At 62.8% G+C, this 7,524-nt stretch carries 6 protein-coding genes and 1 pseudogene; 4 read left to right on the plus strand and 3 right to left on the minus strand.

What is annotated here, in order from left to right; genetic code table 11:
- Together ACVWY0_RS21840 and ACVWY0_RS21845 are read left to right on the plus strand one after the other, a co-directional pair.
- Window positions 1-1,080: pseudogene (locus ACVWY0_RS21840) on the plus strand (IS4 family transposase); the annotation flags it as partial.
- 204 nt (window positions 1,081-1,284) lie between these two features.
- Window positions 1,285-1,872 carry a helix-turn-helix domain-containing protein gene (locus tag ACVWY0_RS21845; protein WP_485838557.1) on the plus strand — a complete coding sequence of 196 codons (588 nt, stop codon included), beginning with the start codon at window positions 1,285-1,287 and terminating at the stop codon, window positions 1,870-1,872.
- A 65-nt stretch (window positions 1,873-1,937) separates the two neighbouring features.
- On the opposite strand, the gene ACVWY0_RS21850 is transcribed toward ACVWY0_RS21845, so the two are convergent.
- From ACVWY0_RS21850 to ACVWY0_RS21860, 3 genes are read right to left on the minus strand one after another with little or no spacing between them, the layout of a single operon-like run.
- Window positions 1,938-2,936, minus strand: a complete 999-nt coding sequence (locus ACVWY0_RS21850) for a tyrosine-type recombinase/integrase (protein ID WP_485838558.1) — start codon at window positions 2,934-2,936, stop codon at window positions 1,938-1,940.
- A gap of 1 nt (window position 2,937) precedes the next feature.
- Window positions 2,938-3,915: a tyrosine-type recombinase/integrase gene (locus ACVWY0_RS21855; RefSeq protein WP_485838559.1), complete on the minus strand. Its 978-nt coding sequence runs from the start codon at window positions 3,913-3,915 to the stop codon at window positions 2,938-2,940.
- Window positions 3,905-5,101 (minus strand): tyrosine-type recombinase/integrase, encoded by a 1,197-nt coding sequence (locus ACVWY0_RS21860; RefSeq protein WP_485838560.1) that lies wholly within the window; start codon window positions 5,099-5,101, stop codon window positions 3,905-3,907. The genes ACVWY0_RS21855 and ACVWY0_RS21860 overlap by 11 nt, the downstream gene beginning before the upstream one ends.
- Here ACVWY0_RS21860 and ACVWY0_RS21865 point away from each other — a divergent pair.
- Together ACVWY0_RS21865 and ACVWY0_RS21870 are read left to right on the plus strand one after the other, a co-directional pair.
- Window positions 5,036-5,785: an IS630 family transposase gene (locus tag ACVWY0_RS21865; RefSeq protein WP_485838561.1), complete on the plus strand. Its 750-nt coding sequence runs from the start codon at window positions 5,036-5,038 to the stop codon at window positions 5,783-5,785. The two genes, ACVWY0_RS21860 and ACVWY0_RS21865, sit on opposite strands and share 66 nt — an antisense overlap.
- A 25-nt stretch (window positions 5,786-5,810) precedes the next feature.
- Window positions 5,811-6,896 (plus strand): PDDEXK nuclease domain-containing protein, encoded by a 1,086-nt coding sequence (locus tag ACVWY0_RS21870; protein ID WP_485838562.1) that lies wholly within the window; start codon window positions 5,811-5,813, stop codon window positions 6,894-6,896.
- Window positions 6,897-7,524 lie beyond the last annotated feature (628 nt).

A 7,524-nucleotide genomic window follows, 5' to 3' on the forward strand; every position in this document is an offset into this window, starting at 1 on the left:
GACGGGTTTTCCGGTGAGCAGCGCAGCCGGTGCTTCCCTCGCGCTTGATGGTCTATTACGTCATGGCGTTGGCGTTGTTGTCCGCAGGCTCGTACGAGGAAGTGAGAGGTCCCTGCTCTCCGGGATGGAATGGATCACGGGCCGGTTCCGCCACTGGCAGATCCCGACGAAGGCCGCGATTTTCAAGGCCCGGACCAGGCTCGGTTCGGCCGTGATGGCGGAGTTGTTCGCCGAGACCGCCAAGCCGTTGGCGGGACCGGGCGGGCCTGGCTTCTACAAGGGGTGGCGCAGTCCGTGGACGGGACCTGCTTGGACCTGGCCGACACACCCGCCAACGAGCACCCGTACGGCCGGCCCGGAACGGCCCCGGATCTCAAGAGCTCCTACCCGCAGGCGAGGGTCCTCGGTCTGGTCGAATGCGGCACACACGCGGTGACCGGCGCCGTGGTCTCCGGTTCCTCCGCCAGCGGGCACGACCTGTACCCGGGCCTGCTCCACAGGCTGGAGGAGGACATGCTGGCGATGGCCGACCGCGGGTTCTTCTCGTACACGGCCTGGAAGGACAGAGCCGGAATCGGGGCGGCCCTGTTGTGGCGGGTCAAGGCCAATGCCGTGCTGCTCGTACTCGAGGAAGTCGAGGACGGTTCCTACCTTTCCGCGGTCTACCCGACCCCAAAGGCCCGGCGGAACAACACAGACCCCATCCGGGACCGGGTGGTCGAATACACGGTCACGACCTGGGAAACCACCAGCGATTTCCGCCTCATCACAAGCATCCTCGCCCCGGCCGCGGCACCGGCGCAGGACCTCGCCGAAGCCTACGCCAGGCGGTGGGAAATAGAGTCCTGCTTCGACGAACTCAAAACCCACCAACGAGGGCCCGGGATCGTACTGCGCTCCAAAACCCCCGGCCGGGTTCTGCAGAAAATCTACGGATACCTCTGCGTGCACTACGCGGTCAGATCCCTCATCAGCACCGTCGCTGAACACTTCGACGAGGACCCCTTTCGGTTCTCGTTCACACGAACCCTCCGGGCCGCCCGGCGTTCCCTCGCCGGGCGCCCGGCCTTTTCCCCCTAAACGCCTGGCCGAAGCCTTCACCGCCTTCTGCCAGGAAATCCTGAACGAACTACTACCCCCACGCCGGCAACGCACCAACCCACGCGTCATCAAACGGAAGATGCCCAACTGGCCGCTGAAACGACTACCAAGAAAACCTAAGTAAACGACTAGTGTAGCGTGTCGTTGATTCCTTTGGGTTTGATTGTTTGTCAGACTTGACCCATGGTTTATCTGGCAAGGGCATTGGAATTGCGTGACGGGGACCGGGGAACCCTGGAGGCGCTGACTCGCGGGAAGGCATCCACCGCGACGGTGGCCCTGCGGGCGCGCACGGTCTTGTTGGCTGCCGACGGGATGCCGAATATCCAGATCGAGAAGATCACCGGGTTTTCGGCACCCACGGTTTTGAAGTGGCGCAACCGCTATGCCGAGGGCGGGATCGAGGCCCTGTCCGATGTCCAGCGCCCGGGCCGGGAGCGGGAGATCGACGAGCTCGCCCTGATCGCCGACACCCTGAGCAACGACGGTAACCCGCCGGCGGAGCTGGGGATCTCGCACTGGTCCGCCCGCATCATGGCCGAACGCCACGGAATCTCCTTTTCCTCCGTGGCCCGGATCTGGCGCCGTTGGAAAATCCAGCCGCACCGGATCGAGACGTTCAAGTTCTCCACTGACCCCGCCCTGGAGTCCAAGCTCCGGGACGTGGTGGGCCTGTACATGTCCCCGCCGGAAAACGCGGTGGTGGTGAGTATCGATGAGTTATGCGAAGCTTCGCATAACTCATCTGATGTGAAGTCATCGGTTATGTGAAGCTTCTGGCGTCTGCGGTGGTGAGCGGCTTGAGAGGCGCCGATTTCTTCACATAACAGGTGGGTTCAGATCGTTTGGCGGAGCCAGGTCAGCAGGTCCTGCCGGGTGGTCTGGTCGTAGTTGCTTGCTCTGAGGGTCTTCGCGGCGGCTGCTTCGATGGCTTGGCGTTTCATTTCCGGGCTGGCTTTGGCGTAGATCTCGGTGGTGATGACGGAGGCGTGGCCAAGGATGTCGCGGATGTAGATCAGATTGACGCCGTTTTCCAGTAGATGCATGGCCTTCGAATGGCGCAGCACGTGGGGCGAAACGGTCGTGGGGACGAGTTCGGGACGGTCGGCGTGCGCGGCCTGGGCGCATTTGGCGAGTATGTAGGCGGCGCCGGCGCGTCCCAGACGTTGATTGGCTCTGTTGGCAAACACCGGACCGGACGGTTCTTGAGGCAGTGTGCCGACGTGCTGGGCAAGGATCACGGCGGCCTGCGGTGTCAGTGGAACGACCCTGGTTTTATGGCCCTTTCCGGTGAGAGTCGCGCTGGCGGGTTTGTCGAGGCGGAGATCGGCAAGTGACAGATCGCAGGCTTCCTGGACTCTGGCGGCGGTGTCGTAAAGGGTCGTCAGGAGCGCCAGGTCGCGCGGTCCGCGACGTTTGGCGTGCTCCAGCAGCAGCCCGATCGCTTCCACGGGCAGGTAATCGATGGCGGGCTCGGGAGCTTGGGCGGCTTTGAGGCTAAAGATTTGTTGGGCCTGTGCGATTTGCTCGGGGGCTTCGGTTTGAACGTATCGAAAGAACGATTTCAACGCCGCCAGGCGCTGGTTGGCGGTGGCGGCGGAGCAGCCCCTGTCGGTGCGCAGCCAGCCGAGAAAGGCCGCCACGTTCGGCGTGGTGAAGTCTGTGAAGGAGACCCTGTCCGGCGGGGTCGTCAACCGGTCTTCCATGAACCGCAGGAACAGCGTGAACGCGTCCCGATAGGCGGAGATGGTGTTCTTGGAGCAAGCCCGGGTGACGGGCAGGTGGACGATGAGGAACCGGGCCAGCATGTCGGCAAACGGGCGGGCGGCAGGCATCTCACGCCTCCTCGTGGGGGAATACGCCCGCGTAGGCGCCTTCCATGACCTGATGGATGCTGCCCCAGGCCGATGGGTCGAGGCGCAGGTAATACTCCGCTGAGACGATGTCGGCGTGTCCCATATAGGTCGCCAGCAAAGGCAGTGCTGCGTAAACGTCCACCCCGGAGGCCTGCATCTTCCCCAGGCAGGCCACCGCATACGAATGCCTCAGGTCATGGGCACGCGGAGCACGACCCGAGGCGGTAGTGACGCCCGCTTGGAGCATTAACCCCTGAATGTGCGCTGTGGCCGAGCCCGGGTTGTAGCGCCCGCCTCGCGGGGAGGGGAAGAACCACGCCCCACGATCTTCCGGGATAAGGCCGACAGCAACCACGTAGCGGCGGGCGCATGCGGCCAAAGATTCGGACATCGGCACCAACCTGGTTCGGTTGTGCTTCGCTTTGTGGACGGTGATGACGGCATCGGCCAGGTCCACGTCACGGATCCGCAGAGACAGCGCCTCGCCGATCCGCAGCCCGCAGCACCACAGCAAGCGGACAAGCATCGCGTAGACCGGCTGGGTTTGCGGTCCGCACCGCGACGCGGGACGGGCGTCGGCGCAGGCGATGATCCGGGCCATCTCGTCAGCCGTAATGATCCTGGGAATGAAAGCGCTGGATTGGCGCGGCCGCAATCGGTCCGGCAGCACCCATGCCTCGATTCCCTTCCAGCGCAGGAACAAGGCGAACTGACGGACAATACCCCGCCGGCCCGCGACCGACCCAGAGGACTCTCCATCGCCCGGCCGGACGAAGGCCTCAGCCGCGTCCCTGGTCAGCACCCGCTCGTCTCCGTCGCGCCCGGCGAGGAATGTCGACAAACGCCTTACGAGGTAGAGGCGGCTTTTCGGATAGACGTATCCGAGGTTCCTCTTGTACTCGACGAACTCGCTGAACAACTCTGGGAACGCCCCGTCGGGAATGATCTCAACGGCCATTGGGCACCTCCAACGCCAACGGGCGAAGGTCAGCGACGTTGACCCTGAGATATCTGCGCGTGGTGTTCGCATCGGCATGGCCCAGCACAGCGCCGATCACCGGATAAGGTGTCCCCGCCTCGAGCATCCCGACCGCGACAGAATGCCGCAATGAGTGCAGGCCGCGGTGCCTGCCGGCTGTCTCGACCCCAGCACGGTCGAAGCATCCGGCAACCACCTGGTGAAAGTGGTTGCCCGCCGCGGGCGGCTGATGCGGCGCTCTTTGGCGCACCAACAGGTGCGGATCCTCGACCTGCCGCCGCTCGTTCTTCCAATAGTCAATGATCGCCAGCGCGCATTCCTCCGGAAGCGGCAGGTCCAGCCGCCGGCCACTCTTATGCTGAATCAAGGACAGCCGCCGGTTCGCCCAGTCGATCTGGTCGAACCGCAGTCCCTTGATGTCACCCGATCGCATCCCCAGCACAGACGCGAGCAGCATCACCACCCTGTCGCGCAGCGGTGACTCGGACCCGTTCCCGGCCTCCGCCAGCGCCCCAGCGACCTCGCCCCACCGGTAGACCGAAGGCAGGACCGCGTCCTTGTCCGTGACGATCACCGGGAACATGGCGCCCAGGGCAGGATCAGCTCCGTGCTCTCGCACCGCGAATCGCAGATATTCGCGCAGGAAATACAGTTGGCCCGCCCGGCTGGAAGCCGCTCTCGACGCCAGCGAGCGAGCATAGTTGGAAACGTCCAGGGCTCTGAGGCTTGCCATCTCTTGCACCCCCGCGTCGGCCAGGAACGCCAGGAACCGGCGCAGCATCCCGGTCTTACCTCGAACGGTCGCCTTGGCCAGCCCCCGTCCGCTCAGCCACGCGGCATACACCTCGTACTCCGCCGTGAAAACCTCGGGTAGCTGAATCCTCCCGGACCCTGCGCGCAACGCGAACCGGCCCGTCTCGGCCGCGTCGAAAAGGCAGCCCACAGCCCGGCGGTGAAACACCTGCCACTGCTCAACGCCATCCGCGCCGGCAGCCGTACAGAACCCGGCAGCAGTCTCCCGATCCGGGTCTTCAATTTCATGCCCGGCGCAATACTCTCCGAACTGATCCCAAACGCGCTGGTAAGCGGCACAAGAACCATGAGAGTAGCCAGCCTGCACCATGAACGCGGCCGCTTCCGCCGCCAACTCGCTGACGTCAGACATCAACGATCAACCTCCTTGATTGAACAACATGACCAATCAAGGACACCCCGGTTATGTGAAGAAACCAGCCCCTCTCAAGCCGCTCACCACCGCAGACGCCAGAAGCTTCACATAACCGATGACTTCACATCAGATGAGAAGACCCAAATCCAGGCCCTGTCCCGCACCGGCCCGGCCCAGCCGTTGTCCCCGACGCACCCGCTGCAGCAGACCCACGACTACAAGCGCAACGGCACCACCACCTTGTTCGCCGCCCTGGAGGTCCTCACCGGCAAACTCAGCGCGAACGCCTTCTACCCAAAGCACACCAACATCGAGTTTGTCGATTTCCTGGGCCGGGTCGCCGACGCCCACCCCGGGGTTGAGCTGCATGTCATCTGCGACAACTATGCGACCCATAAGCATCAGAACGTGAAGGACTGGCTGGCCGAGAATCCGCGCGTGAGCCTGCATTTCACCCCGACCAGCTGTTCCTGGCTGAACATGGTGGAGATCTACTTCGGGATCATCACCCGCCAGTGCCTCAAACGCGGGGCATTCAGCTCGGTCAAAGAGCTGGAAGCAACCATGGAACGCTACATCGAGAACTACAACCAGGACGCCAAACCATTCACCTGGACCAAATCAGCGGACTATCTCCTGGGCAAGATGAAACGCAAACAAACCATTAACACGGAACACTAGTGGCCGAACAACAGCCCCGGAAGCCATCGGTCAAGCCCGCAGAACAAAGACGCCTGCGAACCTCGCCCTCCCCGCCGGCTACACCGACCTCCTCGGCGACCTCAAGAACCGCGTCCGGACAGCCCGAACCCAGGCGCTACGGACCGTCAACACCCAGGTTATTGAGCTGTACTGGTCCATCGGAAATTCCGTCCGTATACAGCAGGAGAAACAGGGGTGGGGGAGTCAGGTCATCAAACGTCTCTCCGAAGACCTCCGCGCAGAGTTCCCAGACATGAAGGGGCTCTCAGCCCGCAACATCCAATACATGACGACATTCGCCGGAACCTGGGCCGATGGGCCAATTGCGCAGCAACCTGCTGCGCAATTGCCTTGGGGACACATCATGGTCCTCATCGACAAAAAACTTGATCCCGCCGCCACATACTCCTACGCGGCAGCCGCCGTCGAGTATGGATGGTCCCGGAACGTACTGCTCAACATGATCATGAACAAGACCCTAGAACGCACAGGGGCTGCACCATCCAACTTTGCGCAGCAGCTTGCTGCGCAAGATTCCGAACTCGCCCAGCAAGTAGCCAAAGACCCCTACAACTTCGAATTCCTCGGCCTATCCGGAGAAATCGCCGAACGCGATCTCGAAAATGCCCTGACAAGCAGGATCACTGAAACACTGCGCGAGCTGGGCCCCGGGTTCGCCTTCGTCGGCCGCCAAGTCCACTTCGACGTCGACGGGGACGACTTCTACGTAGACCTGCTTTTCTTCCATATCGAACAATCCCGCTACGTCGTCATCGAACTCAAGACCGGAAAATTCCAAGTAGAACACGCCGGGAAGCTCAATTTCTACGTGGCCCTCGTCGATGACATGCTCCGCCGCGACCATCACAACGAAACCATCGGCATCCTCATCTGCGGCACAAAGAACGACCGCAGCGTCCGCTACAGTCTCGGCCGCTCCACATCGCCGATGGCCGTCGCCGCCTACACCTATGACAAGCTCCCCGAAGCCGAGCGACAGGCGCTCCCCAACGAGGGACACATCGTCGCCGCCCTCGAATGGGCCGAATCGGACACCGAGTCAATAGAAAGCGCCACTAAAAGGGCCTAGCCGGTTGATATTTGCCGTATGGTTTGGATGCTTCCGTCGCTGGCGCACAGCGGGAGAGGTCGGCGCCCCGAATTGTCCAGAGAACTTGGGACAATTCGGCTCGGGCGCGACTGGGGCCAGGGGGCGGCCACTTTGAGATCTAAGACATGCTTCTTGACAAGCCGACACGACGCCGTCGTGCGTGTACTCGGAGTCGGCGCTTGCCATAAGTACCGCGACCGCGTCACAGTACAAAGCAGGCCGTAGCCTTAGCGCCCCTAGGGCGCGGCAGCGCGACCGTGCGAAGGCTAGGACGATCCCGCTCCAAATGCTGGGGACAAAGCATCCTCAACAGCGAGATCTGATCCGCCTTAGCGCAGGAGGCCGGCTTAGAAGAGCGCCAGGGCGTAGGGGGGATCAGCCGTCGGCGGGCGCGGCTTCTTTGTCTGGGACGAATTCGGTCGGGGTCGACGCCAGTTCGCCTGCCGCCGTCACGACCTTTTCAGCCGGCACTCCGGCCGCTAGGGCGGCCGCAATCCGCACGTGGCACGCGGCTAAGGACGCGTCAGTAAATAAGCCAGCGTTTCTTCGTTTTGGTTCTATTGTGGTGCTATGGCCATTGGTGCAGAGGTTGAGACGGCTTTACGGG

This window comes from Arthrobacter sp. UYNi723 (assembly GCF_054057635.1).

Excerpts from the sequence above, each read along its gene's own strand:
- ACVWY0_RS21845 (WP_485838557.1), top strand. The coding sequence starts at position 1,285 with ATGGTTTATCTGGCAAGGGCATTGGAATTGCGTGACGGGGACCGGGGA.
- ACVWY0_RS21850 (WP_485838558.1), bottom strand. The coding sequence starts at position 2,936 with ATGCCTGCCGCCCGCCCGTTTGCCGACATGCTGGCCCGGTTCCTCATC.
- ACVWY0_RS21855 (WP_485838559.1), bottom strand. The coding sequence starts at position 3,915 with ATGGCCGTTGAGATCATTCCCGACGGGGCGTTCCCAGAGTTGTTCAGC.
- ACVWY0_RS21865 (WP_485838561.1), top strand. The coding sequence starts at position 5,036 with ATGAGAGTAGCCAGCCTGCACCATGAACGCGGCCGCTTCCGCCGCCAA.
- ACVWY0_RS21860 (WP_485838560.1), bottom strand. The coding sequence starts at position 5,101 with ATGTCTGACGTCAGCGAGTTGGCGGCGGAAGCGGCCGCGTTCATGGTG.